The sequence below is a fragment of the Sphingomonas turrisvirgatae genome, assembly GCF_001721295.1.
GTDB lineage: Bacteria > Pseudomonadota > Alphaproteobacteria > Sphingomonadales > Sphingomonadaceae > Sphingomonas > Sphingomonas turrisvirgatae.
Window position 1 is genome coordinate 1 of the sequence record NZ_MDDS01000081.1, and the last position, 20,520, is coordinate 20,520.

Consider the following 20,520-nt stretch of genomic DNA (forward strand, 5'->3'; position numbering starts at 1 on the left):
AAGCTACATGTCCGGTCAGGTGCTGCATCCCAATGGCGGAACGATCGTGAACGGTTAGGCGCGGCTTCGATTGATTTCAGTCGATTGACGCGTATCGGGCGGGAGCGCATGGGCCGGCCATGCGCTTGTCCAACGCGCCGGATTGATCCAGGTTCATCGCTCGCCGCAGAGCATCGCGCGGCGCGATCATCATCGCCGCTTGCCCCCGGCGTCTCGCTTGCTATAGACGCGCCCGACCTGCGGTGTCCTTCGAATGCGGGCGTGGCGGAACTGGTAGACGCGCTGGTTTTAGGTACCAGTATCGAAAGATGTGGGGGTTCGAGTCCCTTCGCCCGCACCAGTTTCCGCCCGGCGCACGGGGTGGATGCCGCGAAAACGATTCCACTTCCAGAGCAGGAAGCCTGAAGCAAATGCAGACCGTTGAGACGTTGAACGAAGGCCTGAAGCGCGCCTACACCCTGAAGATCACCGCGAGCGACATCGATGCGCGCGTGGATGCCGAAGTGAAGAAGGTCGCGCCGACCATCCGCATGCCCGGCTTCCGCCCCGGCAAGGTGCCCGCGAACCTGGTGCGCAAGATGCACGGCGATGCGCTGACGCAGGACGCGCTCAACACGACGATCCAGGAAGGCGTGCAGAAGCTGATCGCCGATCACAAGCTGCGTCCCGCGATGCAGCCGTCGGTCAGCCTGGAGGGCGAGTTCGCCCCCGGCAGCGACGCCGAGGTGAAGGTCGAGCTGGAAGTGCTGCCCGACGTACCGGCGCCCTCGATCGAGGGTTTGAAGCTCGAGCGGCTGGTGATCCCCACCGACGAAAGCGCGATCGACGCGCAACTGGCGCAGATTGCCGGCCAGCAAAAGGCGTGGAGCGACGCGGGCGAGGGCCATGCGGCCGCGCATGGCGACCAGGTGACGATGGACTTCGTCGGCAAGGTCGACGGCGTCGCGTTTGACGGCGGCACGGGCGAGGGCATGGCGATCGAGATCGGATCGGGCCGCCTGATCCCGGGCTTCGAGGATCAGCTGGTCGGCGTGAAGGCCGGCGACGAAAAGCAGATCAACGTGACCTTCCCCGAGGATTACGGCGCCGACAACCTAGCGGGCAAGGCCGCGACGTTCGACCTCAAGATCACCAAGATCGAAACGGCGGGCGAGACCAAGATCGACGAGGATTTCGCGAAGAACCTGGGCCTTGAAAGCCTGGAGCAGCTGCGCGGCATCCTCAAGGGCCAGCTGGAGAACGAAACCGGCGGACTCACCCGTACGCACATGAAGCGCAAGCTGCTCGATCAGCTGGCCGCCGGCCATGACTTCCCGGTTCCGCCGTCGATGGTCGAGGCCGAGTTCCAGCAGATCTGGGCTCAGCTTGAGCATGAAGCGGGCCATGAGGAAGACCCCGAAGCGGCGAAGGCCGAGCTGGAGAAGGATCGCGACGATTATCGCGCGATCGCCGAGCGCCGCGTGCGCCTGGGCCTGCTGCTGTCGGAAATCGGCCAGGCGAACGGCGTCGAGGTCACGCAAGCGGAGATGAACCGCCTGATCGCGCAGGCCGCGCAGCAGTATCGTCCCGAGGACCAGCAGCGCTTCTTCCAGTATATCCAGCAGGAGCCGATGGCCGCTGCCCAGCTGCGCGCGCCGCTGTACGAGGACAAGGTCGTCGACTTCCTGTTCGAGAAGGCCGAGATCACCGACCGCGAAGTGACCCGCGAGGAGCTGGAAGCCGCGATCGAGAGCGAAGAAGGCGCGGTGCCGCATGTGCATGGCCCGGGCTGCGGCCATGATCATGACCACAAGCCTGCCAAGAAGGCCAAGGCGAAGAAGGACGAGGCGGCCGCCGAGCCTGCTGAAGCCGTCGATGCGGGCGCTGAGGACGAGAAGCCGGCGAAGAAGGCCAAGGCCAAGAAGGTCGAAGCAGCCGATATCGAGCCGGCTGCTGCGGACGCGGAAGCCGTTGCCGCCGAGCCGGTGAAGAAGGCGGCGACCAAGAAGGCTGCGGCGAAGACCGAAGCGGCCGAGGGCGATGTCGCCGAGGCTGCGCCGAAGAAGAAGGCACCGGCCAAGAAGAAGGCGGACTAAATCCCTCTCCCGTCGGGAGAGGGAGGGAGCCGCACAGCGGCGGAAGGGTGAGGGCAGGCCGGTTGCAAAGCCGCCCACCCTCATCCAAGCTACGCTAGGCAGCACGCTGCCAAGCTTCGCTATCCTTCTCCCTGTGGGAGAAGGTTTGGGGGACGAATGGCGACGACGGCTCCGCGCATCGCAGTGATCCTGCCCTGCTACAACGAAGAGGCCGCGATCGGGCAGACCGTCGCGGCCTTTCGTGCGTCGCTGCCCGATGCGGCGATCTATGTCTATGACAACAACAGCCGCGACCGCACGGTCGAGGTGGCGCGCGACGCCGGCGCGATCGTGCGCACCGAGCGGATGCAGGGCAAGGGCAGTGTCGTGCGCCGCATGTTCGCCGACGTGGACGCCGACGTCTATGTCATGGCCGATGGCGACGCGACCTATGACGCGACCGCCGCGCCGGCGATGATCGCGCGGGTCCTGGTCGAGGGCCTGGACATGGTGGTCGGCACGCGGGTGCACGAGGCGGCGGACGCGTATCGGCGCGGGCACGTGCTGGGCAATCGGGCGATGACCGGGCTGCTGGCGCGGCTGTTCGGCCGCAGCTTCACCGACATCTTCTCGGGCTATCGCGTCTTCTCGCGCCGCTTCGTGAAAAGCTTTCCCGTGCTGTCCGCGGGGTTCGAGATCGAGACCGAGATGAGCGTCCATGCGCTCGAACTCAAGATGCCTGTGGGGGAGATGGAGACGCGCTACCTCGCCCGGCCAGAAGGGTCGGCGTCGAAGCTGTCGACCTATCGCGACGGCGCGCGGATCGGGCGCACGATATTGACGCTGTATCGCATCGAAAAGCCGATCCTGTTCTTTGGCTGGATCGCGGCGCTGCTCGCGGCGGTGGCGGTGATCCTCTCGGTGCCGCTTGCCGTCACCTATGCCGAAACCGGGCTGGTGCCGCGTTTCCCGACCGCGATCCTGGCAACGGGGCTGGTAATCCTCTCCGCGCTCAGTCTGTTTGCCGGGCTGATCCTCGACACGGTGGTGCGTGGGCGGCGCGAGATGCGGCGGCTGGCCTACCTTGCCCAGCCCGGACCTTTACGCTGAGCGCAGCACCCCGATTGCCCGTTCACCCTGTTGCCCCCTTGCGCGGGGCGGATCGAGCGCCGAAATAGGTGACGGGCAAAAACAGACATACGAGATTTCCCGCACATGCATCCCCTTTCCGGTCACACCCCCGATGGCTTCACGCGCGACCCCGTCACAGGCGGGCTGGTCCCGATCGTCATCGAACAGTCGAGCCGCGGCGAGCGCAGCTTCGACATCTATTCGCGCCTGCTGCGCGAGCGCATCGTCTTCGTGACCGGCGGTGTCGAGGATCACATGGCCTCGCTGATCACCGCGCAGCTACTGTTCCTTGAATCGGAAAATCCGAAGAAGGACATCTGGATGTACATCAACTCGCCTGGCGGCGTGGTGACCGCCGGCATGGCGATCCACGATACCATGCAGTATATCCGGCCGCGCGTCGGCACGGTTTGCATCGGCCAGGCGGCGTCGATGGGCAGCTTCCTGCTGGCCGCGGGTGAGCCGGGGATGCGCGTGGCGCTGACCAACGCGCGCATCATGATCCACCAGCCTTCGGGCGGCGCGCAGGGCATGGCATCGGATATCCAGATCCAGGCCAAGGAAATCCAGCGCATCAAGGATCGGATGAACGCGCTGTACGTCAAGTACACCGGCAAGCCGCTGGAAGAGATCGAGCGCGCGATGGATCGCGACACGTTCCTTGAGGCGGAAGAGGCCAAGGCGTTCGGACTGGTCGATCAGGTGTTCGACAAGCGCCCGCAGCCCACGGACGGTGAAGCGGCTTAATCCTGCGCTCACCTTGGGGCTGTTACAGGGTGTTTTGTATTTGCCGGGGATGATCCGGCCTGTAGGATGCCGGGCTGCGGTGCGGCCCGGCACGCGAAGGAAGACTGAATGACGAAGCTGAGTGGCGGCGATTCGAAGAGCACGCTTTACTGTTCGTTCTGCGGCAAGTCGCAGCACGAGGTGCGCAAGCTGATCGCCGGCCCGACTGTGTTCATCTGCGATGAATGCGTCGAACTGTGCAACGACATCATCCGGGAAGAGACCAAGTCGGCGCTCGTCTCGAAGAAGGATGGCGGCGTGCCGACCCCGCAGGAAATCTGCGACGTTCTGGACGATTATGTGATCGGCCAGAAGCAGGCGAAGCGCGTCCTCTCGGTGGCGGTGCATAACCACTATAAGCGCCTCAACCATGGCGCGAAGGGCGCCGAGGTGGAGCTCGCCAAGTCGAACATCCTGCTGGTCGGCCCCACCGGCTGCGGGAAGACGCTGCTCGCGCAGACGCTGGCCCGCATCCTGGACGTGCCGTTCACCATGGCCGACGCGACGACGCTGACCGAAGCCGGCTATGTCGGCGAGGACGTCGAGAACATCATCCTCAAGCTGTTGCAGGCGTCCGACTATAACGTCGAGCGGGCGCAGCGCGGCATCGTCTATATCGACGAGATCGACAAGATCAGCCGCAAGGCCGAGAACCCGTCGATCACGCGCGATGTTTCGGGCGAAGGCGTGCAGCAGGCGCTGCTCAAGCTGATGGAAGGCACCACCGCCAGCGTGCCGCCGCAGGGTGGCCGCAAGCATCCGCAGCAGGAGTTCCTGCAGGTCGACACGACGAACATCCTGTTCATCTGCGGCGGCGCATTCTCGGGCCTCGAGCGGATCATCGGCGATCGCCTTCAGGGCAAGTCGATCGGCTTTGGCGCCTACGTCGCCACGCCGGAGGAACGCCGCACCGGCGAGGTGCTGCGCCAGACCGAGCCGGAAGATCTGCTGAAGTTCGGCCTGATCCCCGAATTCGTCGGCCGTCTGCCGGTGGTCGCGACGCTTGAGGATCTCGACATCGAGGCGCTGGTCAAGATCCTGACCGAGCCGAAGAACGCGCTGGTGAAACAGTATCAGAAGTTGTTCGAGATGGAGAACGTCAAGCTCTCCTTCACCGACGACGCGCTGGTGTCGGTTTCGAAGAAGGCGATCGAGCGCAAGACCGGTGCGCGCGGCCTTCGCTCGATCCTGGAAGGCATCCTGCTCGACACGATGTTCGACCTGCCCAGCATGGACGGGGTCGACGAGGTGATGATCGACAAGGACGTGGTCGCCGGGTCGAAGGAGCCGATCCGCGTCTATGCCGAGAAGCAGAAGAAAAAGGCCGACGACGCGGCCTGATGGTCGCTGTGGCTTGAACCTTTTGCAGGGTTGAGACATTCGACGGGCGCTGGAGCAATCCGGCGCCCGTTTGTTTGTGCCGATCCAATCCTTGCCCCGGCGAGGCGGGCTGGGGCGCACATAGTTTCGACGATCGTATCAGGGGACGTTCATGCCTTCAGGCCTTGCCGCGCTGCTCGACGATGTGGCCGCGATCACCAAGCTTGCCGCCGCATCGCTCGACGATGTGGGGGCCGCGGCGGGGAAGGCGGGTACCAAGGCTGCCGGCGTCGTGATCGACGATACCGCCGTCACGCCGCGCTATGTCACCGGCCTGTCGCCGCAACGCGAACTGCCGATCATCGCCAAGATCGCGGTCGGATCGCTGCGCAACAAGTTGCTGATCCTGCTGCCCGCCGCCCTGCTGCTCAGCTGGCTCGCGCCCTGGGCGATCACGCCACTGTTGATGCTGGGCGGCGCATTCCTGTGCTTCGAGGGCGCGGAGAAGGTGATCGAGGCGTTTGGGGGCCATGACGCCGAAGTCCATGAGGCCGAGGCGATCGGCGACCCGGCGCATCTGGAGGCGACGAAGGTCAGCGGCGCGATCCGCACCGACCTCATCCTGTCGGCCGAGATCATGGCGATCGCGCTTGCCGATGTCGGGGACAAGCCGCTGTGGGAGCGGGGCGTGGTGCTGGCGATCGTGGGCATTGGCATTACGATCGGCGTCTATGGCGTGGTGGCGCTGATCGTGAAGATGGACGATATCGGCCTGCACCTTGCAAAGCGCGGGCCGTCAGCCGTTCGCGCGATCGGGCGTGGCCTGGTCAAGGGCATGCCGAAGGTCATGAGCGCGCTGTCGGTCATCGGCACGGCGGCGATGATCTGGGTCGGCGGTGGCATTCTGGTTCATGGCGCGGCGCAGCTTGGCTGGCATGCGCCGGAGGAGACGATTCACCACTTTGCCGAGGGCGCGGGCGGTGGCTTTCTAGGCTGGGTCGTGACGGCGCTGTGTTCCGGTGTCGTCGGGCTGATCGTGGGCGCGGTGATCGCGCTGATCATCACCAAATTCTTTCACAAGAAGCACGAATGATCGTCGCCCCGGCGAAAGCCGGGGCCTCAGGCCGCAAGGAAAGCGCTCGCCGCATGAGACCCCGGCTTTCGCCGGGTGACGGATCGACCTACTGCCCAAATCTCGGCGTGCTCGCGCGTGCCACGGCCTCGCGGGCGGCGGCGAAGAGCGCGCCGGCCTTTGCCTCGCACTCGCGCTGTTCATAGGCCGGATCGCTGTCGGCGACGATCCCGGCACCAGCCGACACGTGCAGCGTGCCGTCCTTGACGATGCCGGTGCGCAGCACGATGCAGCTGTCCATCGACCCGTCGGGCGAGAAATAGCCGACGCCGCCGGCATAGGGTCCGCGCGCGTCGCGCTCCAGTTCGGCGATGATCTCGCACGCGCGCACCTTGGGCGCGCCGCTGACCGTACCCGCGGGGAAGCCGGCGAACAGCGCGTCTAGCGCATCGGCGTCGGGCCGCAGCCGGCCGACCACGTTCGAGACGATGTGCATAACGTGGCTGTAGAATTCGACCGTATAGCTGTCGGTCACCTTGACCGACCCTGCTGCCGCCACGCGGCCGGTGTCGTTGCGGCCGAGGTCGAGCAGCATCAGATGTTCGGCCCGCTCCTTGGCATCGGCGAGCAGGCTGGCCTTGTTCGCCGCATCCTCGTCTGCGGTCTTGCCACGCGGACGGGTGCCGGCGATCGGGCGGATGGTCACCTCGCCATCGCGGACTCGGACCAGGATCTCGGGACTCGATCCAGTGAGCGCGAAGCCCGGCAGGTCGAGGAAGTAGAGAAATGGCGAGGGGTTCACACGCCGCAGCGCGCGATAAAGCTCGATCGGCGGGAGCGGGAAGGGGGCGCTGAACCGCTGCGCCAGCACGACCTGAAAGATGTCGCCCGCCGCGATATAGTCCTTCGCGCGGCCAACCATCGCGGCATAGTCGGCAGGGTCGAGCGCCGGCGTGGGCTCGATCGCCAGCACGTCGCTCGTCGCGCGGGGCGGCAGCGGCGCGGTGGCGAGGCGGGCGGCGGTCGCGTCGATCCGCTCGGCGGCGGCGGCGATCAGCGCGTCGGCATCCTGCGTCGCGTCCGGCCACACGGGGGCAACCACGAACAGCGCGTCGGTCAGCCGGTCGAAGATCAGCACGACCGTCGGGCGGACGAAGATCATGTCGGGCACGCCCAGCACGTCGTTGGCGGCACGCGGCAGCTTTTCGACCAGCCCGATCGTCTCATAGCCGAAATAGCCGACCAGGCACGCCAATGCGCGCGGCAGTTCGGCCGGCACGTCCATGCGGCACGCCTGCACCAGCTCGCGCATCGCCTGCAGCGTCGGCGCGCCGGCGGGCTCGAACGCGGCGCGATCGGTCAGCCAGTGGCGATTGATCTCGGCCGCCTCGCCATGCGCGCGAAAGACGAGATCGGGGGCAAGGCCGATCAGGCTGTGCCGCCCGCGCACCGCGCCGCCCTCGACCGATTCGAGCAGGAAGTCGCCGCGTCCCGGCTCGATCAGCTTGAGCGCCGCGCCCACCGGCGTGTCGGTGTCGGCAAGCTCGCGCCGCCACACGAGCGCGGGTCGGCCCTGCGCCAGCGCGGCACGCGCTGCCTCGGCCCCCTGCACGTCGCCAGCGTGGCCCATCGGATCAGTTACCGGCCTGGCCGCTCAGCGTGGCCTTGAGCCGCGCGATCGCCGCTTCGTCGCGCTTGACCTTCACCGCCCTGCGCACCGCGGCGGCGAACTGCTCGACATATTCGGCACCCAGGCTCTGGCCGAGCTGGCCGCGAGTCTGTGCGATCAGCTGTGCATTGCCGGCGGCGTTGCCCGACTTGATCTCGTCCAGCCAGACCACCCAATAGCCCTCGCCATTGGGCGATTCGGTCAGCGTGGCCTTCTTGGCCGCCATGCTGAACATCAGCCGCACCGGGGCCGGCAGCTGCGCGCCCATCTGCGCCAGCTGGCCGCGCCGGGCGTCGAGCGGCTGGACCGGCGGAAGCGCCAGCCCGGTCTTCTTCAGCGCATCGGCGATCGGCACGCCCTTGTTCACGTCCGCCAGCACGGCAGCCGCAACCTTGCGCGCGCCCTGCTGCTGGCGGTCGGCGATGAAGTCCTTCGTCACAGAATCGCGCACCTCGGCGATCGGGCGCGGGGCGGCAGTGAAGACGCGCTCGGTCTTGATCAACGCAAAGCTGCCATCCTCACCCAGCGGGATCAGCTGCGGATCCTGGCCTTGCTCCAGTGCGAAGCCGCCCTGCGCGATCTGCGCCAGCAGCGGATCGGGCTGAGCGGCGGCATCCTGCGTCGTGCGCCCGTCGGCGAACAGCGGCGCGGAGGTGGTGGCCGTCAGCTTGGCGTCGGCAACCGCTTCGTCGAACGTCGCATTGTCGGCGAGGCCCGTGTCGATGCGGCTGCGCAGATTGGCCATCAGTTCGGCCTCCTTGCGCTTGGTGATCTCGGCGGCCAGTTCGCCGCGCACCTGCTCCAGCGACTTGCCGGCGACTTGCTCGACCTTTTCCACCTTGACGACGTGCCACGCGATCGGACCCTTGATCGGACCGACGACAGCGCCCGGCGCGGCGGCGAAGGCGGCATCGGCGATGGCGGCGTTGTTGGCGCGCGCAAAGGCGGCCTTGTCGGCATTGTCGATCACCTGCGCCTTGAGGCCGATCGCCTGCGCCGCGGCGGCAAGGCCGGTCCCGGCCTTCACCTTGGCAGCGAGCGCGTTGGCGGCATTCTGGTCGGCGACGATCACCTGCGCCAGTTGACGCCGGGTCGCCGCCGCATAGTTCGCGGCGTTCTTGCGATAGGCTTCGGCGATTTCCGCGTCGGTGGCCTTGGCTGTTTCGGCGAACTGCTCGGGACGGACGACCGCATAGCGCACGACACGCCGTTCGGGCAGGGTGTAGCGATTGCCGTTGCGGCGATAGAAGCCCTGAAGTTCGGCATCGATCGGCGCGGCGCCCGGCGCGATGGCGCTGGCGGGGATGAAGCCGACCGCGCCCCTGCGCTGTTCCAGCAGCAGCGAAGCATATGGCAGGGCGAACTGGCTCGGCACCTGCGTCGCGCCGATCGTCGGCCCGATCAGCCACTGTGCCAGCGTTTCGCGCGCGATATCGGCGCGCAGCTGATCGGCGGTGATGCCTTCACGCGCCAGGATCTGGTTGAACGTCGCCTGGCTGAACTTGCCGTCCAGTCCCTGGAACGCGGGGATCGATGCGATTTCGCCATCCACCGCAGCCTTGGCGACAGCCATGTCGTTGTCGCGCGCGAAGGTTTCGAGCGCCAGGCCGTTGACGATCTGTTCGAGCACCTGATCGAATCCGCCGGCGTTCACGAACTGAGTCATGTCCAGCGTCGGTTGCTGCTGGCGCGCCCGCTCGAACGCGGTCTTGAGCCGCTGGCGCAGCTCGGCCTCGGTGACCTTCTTGCCGCCCACTTCGACCAGCGCGCCGCCCGCGGGGGTCCCGCCGCCGGAAAGGTTGGTGATGTCGCCCAGCGCGAACGCCACCGCGATGACGATCAGCAGGCCGAGCGCGATAAGCTTGCCGGCTGTCGAGAAGAGCATGCGGCGAAGGAAGGTAAGCATGGAGACCCGATCAGAAACTTGGATGCGGTGCTTTAGGGTGACGATGCCCCGCCATCAAGCTTGTGCGCAACGTGCCGCTTGCCTACGGACCGATCCAATCGACAAGGATCGCGGGGGGACATGATGCGGCGCAAGCTGGTGGCGGGCAATTGGAAGATGAACGGCCTCACGGCGTCGCTGCCCGAGATCGAGGCGATCGCCGCGGCCGCGGCTGCAAATCCCGGCGTCGATGCGGCGCTGTGCCTGCCGGCTACGCTGATCGCGCCGGCAGTGACGGTCGCCGGCGCGCTGCCGATCGGCGGGCAGGATTGCCATGCGAAGGACAGCGGCGCGCATACCGGCAACATCGCCGCGCCGATGCTGGGCGAAGCCGGCGCGAAGCTGGTCATCGTCGGCCATAGCGAGCGCCGCGCCGATCAGGGCGAGACCGACGCGTGCGTTAAGGCCAAGGCCGAGGCTGGGCATCGCCACGGCCTTTCCGTCATCCTGTGCGTCGGCGAGACGCTGGACCAGCGTGACGCCGGACAGGCGGAAGAGGTGGTAACCGCGCAGATCGCCGGATCGCTGCCGGATGGCGCGGACGGCGCGTGGCTGTCGATCGCCTATGAGCCGGTGTGGGCCATCGGCACCGGCCGGACCCCGACCGAAGCCGATGTCGCGGCGAGGCATGGCGCGGTGCGCGCGAAGCTGAGCGAGCTGCTCGGCGCGGACGCGGCGGCCAGGCTGCGCATCCTGTATGGCGGGTCGGTCAGCGGCGCCAATGCGGCGGCGCTGCTGGCGTGCGCCGACGGCGACGGCGCGCTGGTCGGCGGGGCCAGCCTGACCGCGGACAAGTTCGTGCCAATCATCGAGGCGGCGGCCGCGCTCTGAGCCTTGCCTTTTGCGACCGGGGGCGTTAGGGGCGCCATCGATCGTTCCTGGAACGTGACGCATTGCCACCCCATGTGGGTGACGCTGGCCGACGAGGTTTCGTCCGCCGGCGTGTTTTGCGTTTACGGCCCCGGAAACATTGGAGAAGCGAGTGTTCGATAGCCTGAGCGAACGGCTTGGCGGCGTATTCGACCGTCTGAAGGGCCGTGGCGCGCTGACCGAGGCGGATGTGCGGACCGCGATGCGCGAAGTGCGTATCGCGCTGCTCGAAGCCGATGTCGCGCTGCCGGTCGCGCGCAAGTTCGTCGAGGACGTGACCGAACAGGCGGTCGGGCACCAGGTGCTGCGCTCGATCACGCCGGGTCAGCAGGTCGTCAAGATCGTCAATGACGCGCTGATCGCGATGCTGGGGCCGGACACGGCCGAGCTTGAACTCGACGTGACTCCGCCCGCCGTCGTGATGATGGTCGGTCTGCAGGGATCGGGCAAGACGACGACCACTGCCAAGCTGGCCAAGCTTCTGAAGAAGCAAGGCAAGAAGGTCATGATGGCGTCGCTCGACGTCAATCGCCCGGCGGCGCAGGAGCAGCTGGCGGTGCTGGGCGGCCAGACCGAGGTTGCGACGCTGCCGATCGTGGCGGGCCAGCAGCCGGTCGATATTGCTCGCCGCGCGCTTCAGTCCGCGAAGCTTCAGGGCTTCGACGTGTTGATGCTCGATACGGCGGGTCGCCTGCACGTCGACCAGCAGCTGATGGACGAGATGAAGGCGGTGGCCGACATCTCGAAGCCGCAGGAAATGCTGCTCGTCGTCGATAGCCTGACCGGCCAGGACGCGGTCAACGTCGCGCAGAGCTTTGGCGAGCAGGTGTCGCTGACCGGCGTGGTGCTGACTCGCATGGACGGCGATGCGCGCGGTGGCGCAGCGCTGTCGATGCGCGCGGTCACCGGCAAGCCGATCAAGTTCGCCGGCGTCGGCGAGAAGCTCGACCAGATCGAACCGTTCCACCCGCAGCGCGTCGCTGGCCGGATCCTCGGCATGGGCGACGTCGTGTCGCTGGTCGAAAAGGCCGCGCAGGCGATCGAGGCGGAAGACGCCGAGAAGATGGCGGCGCGGCTGTCCAAGGGGCAGTTCGACATGAACGACCTGCGCGGGCAGCTGGCGCAGATGCGGCGCATCGGCGGCATCGGTGCGCTGGCCGGGATGATCCCCGGCATGAAGAAGGCGCAAGCGGCCATGGCCAATGGCGCGGTCGACGAACGCATCCTGCTGCGCATGGACGCGATGATCACGTCGATGACGCCCAAGGAGCGCACCAAGCCCGAACTGATCAACGCCAAGCGCAAGATCCGCATTGCCAAGGGCAGCGGTACGACCGTTCAGGACGTGAACAAGCTGCTCAAGATGCACCTCGAGATGTCCACTGCGATGAAGCGCATCAAGAAGATGGGCGGATTGAAGGGCATGCTGGGGCTGCTCGGCAAGGGCGGCATGGGCGGGCTCGGCAACGCGCTGGGCGGGCCGCAGATGGGTGAGATGATGGGCAAGCTTGGCGGGCCCAATGGCGGCTTGCCCGGCCTCCCGGGTGGCGCGGACCTGCCGCCCGACCTCGCAAAGCTTTTGAAGAAGAAATAGGTGCCGTCACCCCGGCGAAAGCCGGGGTCTCAGGCGGTGAAGGTTGAACATTGAGGCACGAGATCCCGGCTTTCGCCGGGATGACGGAATGAAGAAAGAAGGAAGAAGTTAAATGGCACTCAGCATGCGTCTGTCGCGTGGCGGTTCGAAGAAGCGCCCTTATTACCGCATCGTCGTCGCCGATGCGCGCAGCCCACGCGACGGCAAGTTCATCGAGAAGATCGGCACCTACAACCCGCTTCTCGCCAAGGACAATGCCGACCGCATCAAGCTCGACACCGACCGCGCCAAGCATTGGCTGGGTGTCGGCGCGCAGCCGACCGACCGCGTCGCTCGCTTCCTGGACGTGCTGGGCGTCAAGGAGCGTGCCGCCAAGAACAACCCGAACAAGGGCAAGCCGGGCGAGAAGGCCGTCGAGCGCGCCGAGGAGCGCGCCGAGAAGCTGAAGGCGCAGCAGGAAGCCGAAGCCGAGGCCAAGGCCGCAGCCGAAGCGCCCGCCGCCGAAGAAGCTGCGCCGGAAGCAACCGAGGAAGCAGCGCCCGAAGCTTCGAGCGAAGAAGCCACGGCCGAATAATCGTGGACACCAAGATCGGCGTCATGCGTTCCGGGCGGACAATCGCAGGAGTGCATGATGCCGATCGATCCGCCGGAACCGCGCGACGATGACCAGGACGACACCAACCGTGGCGTCTCGACCGACCAGCCCGCCGAAGGCGGCGACGACGTCAACCCGCCCGGTGAAGGCTCCCCGCAAGGGTGAGATCACACTAGCCGTCGTGATCGGCGCGCATGGCGTGAGCGGAGAGGTGCGGCTGAAGGTGTTTGCCGACGACCTGTCGGCGCACGGCTCGTTCAACAGCGGCACGTTGACGCTCAAATCCGTGCGGCCCGGCAATAACGGGGCGATCGCGCGCTTTGCCGAGGTGACCGACCGTAACGCAGCCGACGCGCTGCGCGGGACCGAGCTGACCGTCGCGCGCGATTCCCTGCCGTCGCTTGGCGAGGGCGAATATTACCATGCCGATCTGCTGGGCCTTGCCGTCATCGGCGGGGACGGGTCGGCGATCGGCACGGTCGCGTCGGTCGAGAATTTCGGCGCGGGCGACGTGCTCGAGATCGAGCGGCCGGACGGAAAGCGCTTCATGGTGCCGATGCGGGCCGAAGCCGTTCCGGCCTGGGATGAAGCGACGCTGACGATCGCGGACGGCTGGGCCGAGTAGCGCTTTACATTCCCAACTAGTTATATAAGTTCGTGGCTATGGACGAGTCGCTGGACCTTAAATTCGCTGCGCTGGCCGATCCCACGCGCCGCGCGATCCTTGCCCGGCTGGCGCGCGGCGAAGCCTCGGTATCGGACATTGCGGCCCCGTTCGCCATGAGCCAGCCGGCGATTTCCAAGCATCTTCGTATCCTAGAGCGCGCCGGATTCATCGAAACCGGACGCGCCGCGCAGTCGCGCCCACGGCGGCTGAAGCGTGAGGCGATCGCCGAGCCGGCGCAGTGGCTGGCACTGATCGGCGGCGACTGGGATGCGAAGTTCGATCGGCTTGCCGACCATCTCGCTCGAGGAGACAAGCAATGACCACCCCAGTCTTTACCATCCAGCGCCGTTTCGCCGCGCCGATCGAACGCGTGTTCGATGCCTGGGCCGATCCGGCGCAGATGGCGGCATGGTCTGGCCCCACCGGTGCGCAGGTCACCGTGCTGAGCGGCGAGATCGCGCCCGGCGCGACGATGCACGCGCGGCAGGATTCGGCCGATGGCGCGGTGATGTTCACCTTCGTCCGCTATCTCGACATCACGCGGCCGACCCGGCTGGTCTATGACCAGAGCTTCGCCGACGAGCAGGGCAACATCGTCAAGGCGCCCTTCTTCGATCACTGGCCGCACGTCCTGCGCACCGAGGTCCGCCTGGAGCCGGACGGCGAGGGCACGCGCCTGACGCTCAGCTGGACGCCGGTCGACGCGACACCCGAAGAGGAAGCGCAATTTGCCAGCATCATGGCGTCGATGACCGGCGGGTGGAGCGGCAGCTTCGACAAGCTCGACGCGTTCCTCGCCGGCTGAATCCGCTTCCCATAGGGGACGATCTCTGATTGCCTGCGCGGATGCCGAACCACGCCGTCCGCCTCGCCTTGCTGCCATCGCTTTTGCTCGCTGCCGCACCGGTGCCGGCGCAGACCGCAACGGTCCCCGACAGGGTCGCCGCCGCTGTCGCCGACGGCTTCGTCCAGTTCGAGCAGCGCACGCCCGTCCCCGGGCTGGTCTATGCCGTGGTGAAGGACGGCCGGATCGTGCTGTCGGGCACGCGCGGCGTCCAGGCGATCGGCGGCGCGGCGGTGACGCTCGACACCCGGTTCCGCATCGCGTCGATGAGCAAGGCGTTCACTGCGCTCGCGATCCTCACGCTGCGCGATGCGGGCAAGCTGTCGCTTGACGATCTGGCCGAAAAGCATGTGCCGCAGATGCGCGGCTGGACCTATCCGACCAGCGACAGTCCGCGCATCCGTATCCGCGACTTGCTGGCGCATGTCGGCGGGCTGGTGACGGACGATCCCTGGGGCGATCGCCAGCAGGTGCTGAGCGAGGCGGACTTCACGCGCCTGATCGCGCAGGGGGTGCCGTTCAGCCGCACGCCGCAAAGCGCCCATGAATATTCCAACTATGGCTATGCGCTGCTCGGCCGGATCGTCACCAACGTGTCGGGCGAGCGCTATCAGGCTTATATCGCCCGCACGATCCTGCGCCCGCTGGGCATGAATGACACGGGCTATGATGTGCTCGCGGTGCCGCAGGACAGGCTGGCGATGGGCTATCGTCGGGAGGACGAGCGCTGGGTGGCCGAGCCGGCGATGCGCGACGGCGCGTTCGGCGCGATGGGCGGCATCGTCACCACGGCGAACGATTATGCCAAATGGGTCGTATTCCTGCTGTCCGCCTGGCCGGCGCGCGATGGTCCCGAAACCGGTCCGGCCCGGCGCGCCACGGTGCGCGAAATGGCGCAGGGCCTGAATTTCGTCCGGGTTGCGCCGCGCCCCGATGCCGCGCCCGACGACAAATGCGTTCACGCCATCAACTATGGCATGGGCATGCGCGTGACGCCCGATTGCGAGCTTGGCCTGACGTTGGCGCATGGCGGCGGCTATCCGGGCTATGGCAGTTTCGTTGTGCTCGCGCCGGAGGCTGGCGCTGCCGCCTTCGCCTTCACCAACCGCACCTATCAGACGCCATCCGTTCCGGTTTGGCGCGCGCTGTGGACGCTGGCGCGCGACGACCTGATCGCGCCGCGCCAGCCCGTTGCGACACTGCTGCTCGATCGGATGCAGGATGCGGCGCGCGCCGCCTATGCCGCCGGTTCGCTGAAGCCGCTCGAGGGCAGGCTGGCGATGAACTTCCTGCTCGACCGATCGGCCCCGAACTGGGCGGCCGAGTTCGCGCGGATCAAGCGGCAGGTCGGTGAATGCGCGACCGCCGAGCCGCTGACGCCAAGCGGCAGGCTTTCGACCGCGTTCCGCTGGAACTGCGCCAGGGGCAAGCTCGATGGCCAGATCCTGCTGGCGCCGACCAACCCGCCGGCGATCCAGGCGCTGCGCTTCGTTCCCCGGCCGGATTAGCGGCGAAGCGGCCGCTGCTCGGCCAGCATGTTGCGGATCGTGGTCGCGGCGACGCCCGCTTCGCCCATCGCATGGCTGATCTGATCCAGACCCTTCACCACGTCGCCCGCCGCGAACAGGCCGGGGATCGAGGTGCGCTGATGATCGTCCACTTCCAGGCAACCGTCGTCCGACGCGCGCGCGCCTGCCGCGACCGCCAGGTCGGAGCGGATGCGGGAGCCGAGCGCGGGATAGATGCTGTCGAACGCCATGGTGCCGGAAGCGGTATCCACGGCGATGCGATTTCCCTCGATCGCATAGCGGCCGCACGGGCCGTCGATATGCGCAATGCCGGCATCGTCCAGCGCCGCAACGCAATGCTCGTCCAGTTCATGCGCCGCGCCCGGCGCGATCAGCGTCACGTCGGCGGTATAGCCGCGCAGGAACAGCGCCTCGCGCATGCCGTGGTCCCCGGTGCCGATCACGCCGACGCGCTTGTCGGTGACTTCATAGCCGTCGCAGATCGGGCAATAGCGCAGCAGGCCGCGTTGAAGCGCCTCGCCATGCAGCGCGTCGTCCAGCCCCTCCGGCCGGTGATTGACCACGCCCGTCGCCAGCAGCACTGCGCGGGCAGGGAAGGTGCGCCCGTCGGCATGAACCGCGAACTCCTCTGCCAGTGGCTCGATCCGCGTGACTTCGTGCTGCTCGCGCACCGCACCGTAAAGTTCCGCCTGTGCCAGCATCCTGGCAAGCAGGTCGGGGCCGGTAATCCCCTCGGGGTAACCGGCATGATTGTGCGTCCTGGGGATCAGCGCCGCCCGGCTCGACCCGCAATCGAACAGCCGGATCGATAGGTGGAACCGCGCCAGATAGATGGCGGCGGTGAGGCCGGCCGGCCCTGCGCCGATGATGATGCAATCTTCCATTCGCTTGCCAATCCATTCCCAAGCGGCGAACAGGCGCCCATGACCTTCGCCGCGACCGTCTTAACGCTTTATCCCGAGATGTTTCCCGGCCCGCTTGGTCATTCGATCGCGGGCCGTGGCCTTTCCGACGGCCGATGGTCGCTCGACACCGTGCAGATCCGCGACTTTGCGACCGACCGGCACCGCACGGTCGACGGCACGCCGGCGGGCGGCGGGGCGGGGATGGTGCTGCGGGCCGACATTCTCGCCGCGGCCTGCGACAGCGTGGGTTACGACCGGCCGATGCTGGCGATGACGCCGCGCGGCACGCCGCTGACGCAGGCGCGCGTGCGCGAGCTCGCCGGCGGGCCGGGCGTGTCCGTCCTGTGCGGCCGGTTCGAGGGGTTCGACGAACGGTTGTTCGAGGGACGGCCGATCGAGCCGGTGTCGATCGGCGACTATATCCTCTCGGGCGGCGAGATGGGGGCGCTGGTGCTGCTCGACGCTTGCATTCGGCTGCTGCCCGGCGTAATGGGCGCGCCTTCCAGCGGGGATGACGAGAGCTTCGAAACGGGGCTGCTCGAATATCCGCAATATACCCGACCGGTCGAATGGGAGGGGCGCACGATTCCCGAAGTGCTGCGATCGGGGGATCATGCGAAGATTTCGGCATGGCGCAAGCGCCAGGCGGAGATCGATACACGGTCACGGAGGCCGGATCTTTGGGAGCGCCATGAGGGCGCTCGGGTCCAGTCTCCCTCTGGCGCGCGGCGTGAGAAGGAACGAGAGCCATGAACCTGCTCCAGCAGATCGAGGCCGAGAACGTCGCAAAGTTCTCTGCCGACAAGAAGATCCCCGATTTCCGCCCCGGCGACACGCTGAAGGTCGGCGTGAAGGTCGTCGAAGGCGAGCGCACCCGCGTCCAGAACTATGAGGGCGTGTGCATCGCGCGCTCGAATAAGGGCATGGGTTCGAACTTCACGGTTCGCAAGATCAGCTTTGGCGAGGGCGTCGAGCGCGTCTTCCCGCTCTATTCGCCGAACATCGACAGCATCGAAGTCGTCCGTAAGGGCGTCGTGCGTCGTGCGAAGCTGTATTATCTGCGTGGCCGCACGGGCAAGTCGGCGCGTATCGCCGAGCGCCGCGACACGCGTCCGGCCAAGGACGTCGCAGCGGCCGAATAAGCCGTTCGACAGCAGAACAGCGCGGGGCGCGGAAGGCAGCAGCTTTCCGCGCCCCGTTTGCGTTTGCCCGTGGCTTTCACGTGTTCGATCGCACGGTTGTATCTCGTGCCCACTTTACTAGGTTGAAGGGGTGACCCGCAGCCTTGCCCTCCGTTCAGCGACTGGCGCAGCCCGGCCGATGCCGCTGCGGCTCGCGTCGGTATGGCTGGCGCTGGTCGTCGCGCTGCTGTCCTCGCTGATGTCCGAAGGCCTGCCGCGTACCACCGCGGTCGGCTCCGCATTCAACCCTGCCACGACGGCGGTCGCGCTCCAGCCGAGCCGGGTGCAGCCACGCGTGCGGACCGAGCAGGTGCGCCGGAACGACATACCGGCGGGGGGACAGAGCGCCCCGATCGCGTCGCTTCACCCGATCGCCCTTCCCGTCGCGCCGCCCGCGCCGGTCGATCAGCCGCCCAAGGGCGACACTGCGATGCCCGCCGGGGCGCAGCCGCGCGGACTTGACGGAAGCCCACGCGGCCCGCCGCTTCCCTGACCTTCGCCAAACCCCGCGCGCCTGCGCAGGCATTGGAGAATTGTCATGGAAAAATCACGCAGACAGCGGCCACCATGGTGGTTCGCGCCTGCCGTCTGGGCCGGCATCGCCAGCAGCGCTGCCATCGCCGCGACGGTCATCGGCGCGGCGACCGAGTGAGCCCGACGCCCGGGCCGGCAACGGCCCGGGCAAGCTCCGTCCAGGGAGGAGACTAAACACCTTATGCATCACACGCCCCTTATCGCCACCATTGTCGCAGGCCTTGTCATCGCCTTTGTCATGGGGGCGATCGCACATCGTCTGAAGGTTTCGCCGCTCGTCGGCTACCTTGCCGCCGGCATCATTGTCGGGCCGTTCACGCCCGGCTTCGTCGCCGACGGCAACCTAGCCGCCGAACTCGCCGAAATCGGCGTGATCCTGTTGATGTTCGGCGTCGGCCTGCATTTCTCGCTGCGCGACCTGCTGGCGGTCAAGAATGTCGCGGTGCCCGGCGCGATCGTGCAGATCGCGGTTGCGACGCTGATGGGCATGGGCCTGTCGTGGATGCTGGGCTGGGACCCGCTGGCCGGCTTCGTGTTCGGTCTTGCACTGTCTGTAGCCAGCACGGTCGTGCTGCTGCGCGCGCTGCAGGGGCACGGCATCGTCGATACCGAACGCGGCCGCATCGCGGTCGGCTGGCTGATCGTCGAGGATCTGGCGATGGTCCTGGCGCTGGTGTTGCTTCCGGCGCTGGCGGCCGCGATGAAGACCGACGGGCCGATGACATGGGGCGCGCTGCTCGTCCCGCTCGCGCAGACCTCGTTCAAGGTGACCGGCTTCCTCGTCGTCATGCTCGTCGTCGCGCGCCGCGTCATTCCCTGGGCGCTGCATTGGGTGGTCAATACCGGCTCGCGCGAGCTGTTCCGGCTGGCCGTGCTGGCGATCGCGCTCGGCGTGGCGTTCGGTGCCGCGGTGGTGTTCGACGTCTCGTTCGCGCTCGGCGCCTTCTTCGCCGGCATGATCCTGGGCGAGACGCCGCTCAGCCGCCAGGCGACCGAAGAGACGCTGCCGCTGCGCGACGCGTTCGCCGTGCTGTTCTTCGTTTCGGTGGGTATGTTGTTCAACCCGTCGGTCGTGATCGAACAGCCGCTGCTGCTGGTCGCGACGGTGCTGATCATCGTCGTGGGCAAGTCGCTTGCCGCCTATGGCATCGTGCGCCTGCTCAAGCACAGTCACCGCACCGCGATCACGGCGGCGGCGAGCCTGGCGCAGATCGGCGAATTCTCGTTCATCCTCGCCTCGCTCGGCACCGCTCTGCAGATCCTGCCGCCCGAGGGCCGCGACCTGATCCTGGCCGGGGCGCTCATCTCGATCTTCGTCAATCCCTTCCTCTTCGGCTGGGTCGTGCCACGCCGCCAGGAAAAGACCGATCCGATCGAGCCGCCGAGCGAGACTGCGCGCCATCGCGACCATGTCGTGCTGGTGGGCTATGGCCGCGTCGGCAAGCTGATCGCGCACGACCTGAAGGCGCGCAGGAAGCCGTTCATCCTGATCGAGGATCAGGCCGACACCGCGCGTGAGGCGAGGGACGCTGGGATCGACGTGGTGCGCGGCAACGCGCTGGACCCGGCGGCGCTCGAAGCGGCGGGTCTCGAACAAGCCAGCAAGCTGTTGATCGCGATCCCCGAGGGGTTCGAGGGCGGCGCGGTGGTCGAGGCGGCGCGCGCCATTCACCCCGACCTGGCGATCGTCGCCCGCGCCCATTCCGATGCTGAGGTCGAGCATCTCGAAGCGGCCGGCGCCGGCGAGGTGGTGATGGGCGAGCGTGAGATCGCAAACCGCATGCTCAGCCTGTGCGCCGTGCCGCTCGCGCGCACTTGATTGCA

Annotated in this window: 20 protein-coding genes and 1 tRNA gene; 18 read left to right on the plus strand and 3 right to left on the minus strand. The window is 67.1% G+C overall.

From position 1 onward, the window contains the following. Positions 1 to 255 precede the first annotated feature (255 nt). The 6 genes from BFL28_RS18320 (at position 256) to BFL28_RS18345 (ending at position 6,384) form a co-directional block, all read left to right on the plus strand. Positions 256 to 340: transfer RNA gene (locus BFL28_RS18320), tRNA-Leu, on the plus strand. Positions 341 to 410: 70 nt separating this feature from the next. Beyond that, positions 411 to 2,075 (plus strand): trigger factor, encoded by a 1,665-nt coding sequence (tig, locus tag BFL28_RS18325; RefSeq protein WP_069321972.1) that lies wholly within the window; start codon positions 411 to 413, stop codon positions 2,073 to 2,075. A 156-nt stretch (positions 2,076 to 2,231) separates the two neighbouring features. Next, a complete protein-coding gene (locus BFL28_RS18330) occupies positions 2,232 to 3,164 on the plus strand; it encodes a glycosyltransferase family 2 protein (RefSeq protein ID WP_069321973.1) in 933 nt (310 codons plus the stop codon). A 105-nt stretch (positions 3,165 to 3,269) separates the two neighbouring features. Next, on the plus strand, positions 3,270 to 3,932 hold the full coding sequence (locus BFL28_RS18335) for an ATP-dependent Clp protease proteolytic subunit (RefSeq protein ID WP_069321974.1): 663 nt from the start codon (positions 3,270 to 3,272) through the stop codon (positions 3,930 to 3,932). A gap of 108 nt (positions 3,933 to 4,040) precedes the next feature. Then, entirely contained in the window at positions 4,041 to 5,312 is a 1,272-nt protein-coding gene (clpX, locus tag BFL28_RS18340; RefSeq protein ID WP_069321975.1) for an ATP-dependent Clp protease ATP-binding subunit ClpX, read from the plus strand. Between the two features lie 151 nt (positions 5,313 to 5,463). Next, positions 5,464 to 6,384, plus strand: coding sequence for a DUF808 domain-containing protein (locus tag BFL28_RS18345; protein ID WP_069321976.1), 921 nt, complete (start codon positions 5,464 to 5,466; stop codon positions 6,382 to 6,384). 88 nt (positions 6,385 to 6,472) lie between these two features. Here the strand turns inward: BFL28_RS18345 and BFL28_RS18350 are convergent, their stop codons facing one another. Beyond that, the gene (locus tag BFL28_RS18350; protein WP_069321977.1) at positions 6,473 to 7,993 is read right to left on the minus strand and encodes an anthranilate synthase component I family protein; all 1,521 of its coding nucleotides are present in this window, start codon (positions 7,991 to 7,993) and stop codon (positions 6,473 to 6,475) included. Between the two features lie 4 nt (positions 7,994 to 7,997). Continuing rightward, entirely contained in the window at positions 7,998 to 9,938 is a 1,941-nt protein-coding gene (locus BFL28_RS18355) for a peptidylprolyl isomerase (RefSeq protein ID WP_079247303.1), read from the minus strand. Between the two features lie 120 nt (positions 9,939 to 10,058). Here BFL28_RS18355 and tpiA point away from each other — a divergent pair, with 120 nt between their 5' ends. From tpiA to BFL28_RS18390, 8 genes are all read left to right on the plus strand, one after another. Further along, the gene (gene tpiA / locus BFL28_RS18360; RefSeq protein ID WP_069321978.1) at positions 10,059 to 10,808 is read left to right on the plus strand and encodes a triose-phosphate isomerase; all 750 of its coding nucleotides are present in this window, start codon (positions 10,059 to 10,061) and stop codon (positions 10,806 to 10,808) included. A gap of 151 nt (positions 10,809 to 10,959) precedes the next feature. Then, positions 10,960 to 12,441, plus strand: a complete 1,482-nt coding sequence (gene ffh / locus BFL28_RS18365; protein ID WP_069321979.1) for a signal recognition particle protein — start codon at positions 10,960 to 10,962, stop codon at positions 12,439 to 12,441. A gap of 112 nt (positions 12,442 to 12,553) precedes the next feature. Next, a complete protein-coding gene (gene rpsP / locus BFL28_RS18370) occupies positions 12,554 to 13,015 on the plus strand; it encodes a 30S ribosomal protein S16 (RefSeq protein ID WP_069321980.1) in 462 nt (153 codons plus the stop codon). Between the two features lie 57 nt (positions 13,016 to 13,072). Beyond that, positions 13,073 to 13,201, plus strand: coding sequence for a hypothetical protein (locus tag BFL28_RS21750; protein ID WP_277621017.1), 129 nt, complete (start codon positions 13,073 to 13,075; stop codon positions 13,199 to 13,201). Beyond that, positions 13,179 to 13,661, plus strand: coding sequence for a ribosome maturation factor RimM (rimM, locus tag BFL28_RS18375; protein ID WP_069321981.1), 483 nt, complete (start codon positions 13,179 to 13,181; stop codon positions 13,659 to 13,661). The genes BFL28_RS21750 and rimM overlap by 23 nt, the downstream gene beginning before the upstream one ends. 38 nt (positions 13,662 to 13,699) lie before the next feature. Then, entirely contained in the window at positions 13,700 to 14,023 is a 324-nt protein-coding gene (locus BFL28_RS18380; protein ID WP_069321982.1) for an ArsR/SmtB family transcription factor, read from the plus strand. Continuing rightward, complete coding sequence (locus BFL28_RS18385; RefSeq protein ID WP_069321983.1) at positions 14,020 to 14,508, plus strand: SRPBCC family protein; 489 nt, start codon at positions 14,020 to 14,022, stop codon at positions 14,506 to 14,508. The genes BFL28_RS18380 and BFL28_RS18385 overlap by 4 nt, the downstream gene beginning before the upstream one ends. A 41-nt stretch (positions 14,509 to 14,549) precedes the next feature. Then, a complete protein-coding gene (locus tag BFL28_RS18390) occupies positions 14,550 to 16,055 on the plus strand; it encodes a serine hydrolase domain-containing protein (protein ID WP_069321984.1) in 1,506 nt (501 codons plus the stop codon). On the opposite strand, the gene BFL28_RS18395 is transcribed toward BFL28_RS18390, so the two are convergent. Continuing rightward, positions 16,052 to 16,960 (minus strand): NAD(P)/FAD-dependent oxidoreductase, encoded by a 909-nt coding sequence (locus BFL28_RS18395; RefSeq protein ID WP_069321985.1) that lies wholly within the window; start codon positions 16,958 to 16,960, stop codon positions 16,052 to 16,054. The two genes, BFL28_RS18390 and BFL28_RS18395, sit on opposite strands and share 4 nt — an antisense overlap. Positions 16,961 to 16,999: 39 nt before the next feature. Between BFL28_RS18395 and trmD the strand changes: the two genes are divergently transcribed. The 4 genes from trmD (at position 17,000) to ybaL (ending at position 20,515) form a co-directional block, all read left to right on the plus strand. Further along, entirely contained in the window at positions 17,000 to 17,734 is a 735-nt protein-coding gene (gene trmD, locus BFL28_RS18400) for a tRNA (guanosine(37)-N1)-methyltransferase TrmD (RefSeq protein WP_069321986.1), read from the plus strand. Then, positions 17,731 to 18,123 carry a 50S ribosomal protein L19 gene (rplS, locus tag BFL28_RS18405; RefSeq protein WP_069321987.1) on the plus strand — a complete coding sequence of 131 codons (393 nt, stop codon included), beginning with the start codon at positions 17,731 to 17,733 and terminating at the stop codon, positions 18,121 to 18,123. Before trmD ends, rplS begins: the two co-directional genes overlap by 4 nt. A 178-nt stretch (positions 18,124 to 18,301) precedes the next feature. After that, a complete protein-coding gene (locus BFL28_RS18410; protein ID WP_069321988.1) occupies positions 18,302 to 18,655 on the plus strand; it encodes a hypothetical protein in 354 nt (117 codons plus the stop codon). 222 nt (positions 18,656 to 18,877) lie between these two features. Continuing rightward, complete coding sequence (gene ybaL, locus BFL28_RS18415) at positions 18,878 to 20,515, plus strand: YbaL family putative K(+) efflux transporter (RefSeq protein WP_069321989.1); 1,638 nt, start codon at positions 18,878 to 18,880, stop codon at positions 20,513 to 20,515. Positions 20,516 to 20,520: the final 5 nt, after the last annotated feature.